The organism is Psychromonas aquatilis, assembly GCF_038155185.1.
GTDB classification, from domain to species: Bacteria; Pseudomonadota; Gammaproteobacteria; order Enterobacterales; family Psychromonadaceae; genus Psychromonas; species Psychromonas aquatilis.
This window is the reverse complement of record NZ_JBAKAZ010000121.1, coordinates 1-1,543: the sequence shown is the minus strand read 5'-3', so window position 1 is coordinate 1,543 and position 1,543 is coordinate 1. Positions and strand designations below refer to the sequence as shown.

Sequence of the window (1,543 nt, the reverse complement as noted above, 5' to 3'; positions counted from 1 at the left end):
GGACATATATGGTCACTCTTTGTCAATCAAGATTAGATTGATTTTATTTCGTTTTTAATAACCGATTAGGTACAAAAAATCATCACCCTTGATCACTAAGGGCAGTTTTCCTGGTTAAACTTGTCTTTTGTACAGGATCGTTTCAGTCGATAAATCACCTTTGCCTAAACTGCTCTTTACATCATAGAGATAACGGTTTCTTGACATATATCCGGCGTCTTAATGGCTACTTTATGGGAAGCCGCGCCCTCCTGAATTTCAGAAGAAGTCTTACAAGCCTTTGCACCCATTATGCCTTTATGGCAGAAGTCCGGCGGAGGTTCCAAGTAAGACAAACCGTTTTAAATCATCAATGCATCGTACCGTTTAGTCATGTGGATTAAGTTAAATTAATCATTTTTATTCATTCATTTTTTGCGATGTTTATGAACAAGCTTTATTGACATTAAATACCTGTTTACTGGTTAATACTGACCAAATAATCCTGGCAAGCTTATTAGCTAATGCAACGACCGCTTTGCATCCATGCATTCGTTCTTTGAGTTTTTGTAACCAACAACTGAGTGCATCATCTTTTTTATCACACCAATTAAGCACGGTACGTGCGCCATGAATGAGGTACTTTCTTAGCGCACTATTACCTCGCTTACTTATTCTACCCATTCGATTCGTTTCTCCGCTCGCATGCTGCATTGGTGTTAACCCAATCCAGGCGGCTAATTGACGGCCATTTTTAAACGCATTGGCATCCCCCACTGAAGCCATTAATGCGGCAGCCGTTATTGGGCCAATACCTGGAATGCTTTGTAACAAGACATAATTTTCTTTATCTTTGAGTAATTCGAGTAATTGTGCTTTAACTTCTTCAATTTGAAGGCTTATTCGCTGTATATTTCGATATAGCCTTAATATAAATGACCGAGCGATAGTGGTTAATTCATTCTGAGCATTTTCAAGGATACAAGGAATTGCATTCATTAATGTTGATATCCCGACACCAACTACTTCCCCATATTCAGATAATAATCCCCTTAATTGATTAACATCACCGGTTCTTATTTTTATCATTCGTTCACTGATACGTTGTAATGATTGAATATCTTGTTGCTCTGTTGATTTGACTGAGACATAGCGTATTTTTGGTCTCATTGAGGCCTCTGCAATCGCAAGCGCATCGTTGGCATCATTTTTATTACCGATGACAAATGGCTTTACAACAAAAGGTGGAATAAGTCTCACTTCATGACCTAGCTTTTCAATCCGTCTAGCCCATGGGTTAGAGCTATAACAAGCTTCCATCACCACAAGAGTGGGTTCAAACTGTCTGAGTTGATGAAGTAACTCTGAACGTTTTACTTTCTTGTTGAAGAGTACTTGGCGCTTCTCATCTAATGCACAAATTTGGAATATATTCTTTGCTAAGTCGATACTAATTACGCTACATTTCATATTGGTCACTCCATTTGTAAGATTGATTTGCTGAATACTTATCTAATCTTGGCACATTGCGATGCCTTGGTGGAGTGACCATTTCAGCACCCAT

The 1,543-nt window shown here is 38.6% G+C and carries 1 protein-coding gene; it reads right to left on the bottom strand.

What is annotated here, in order from left to right; translation table 11 throughout:
• Nucleotides 1–423: 423 nt before the first annotated feature.
• Nucleotides 424–1,449: an IS110 family RNA-guided transposase gene (locus V6256_RS15085; RefSeq protein WP_341599092.1), complete on the bottom strand. Its 1,026-nt coding sequence runs from the start codon at nucleotides 1,447–1,449 to the stop codon at nucleotides 424–426.
• Between the last annotated feature and the right edge of the window lie 94 nt (nucleotides 1,450–1,543).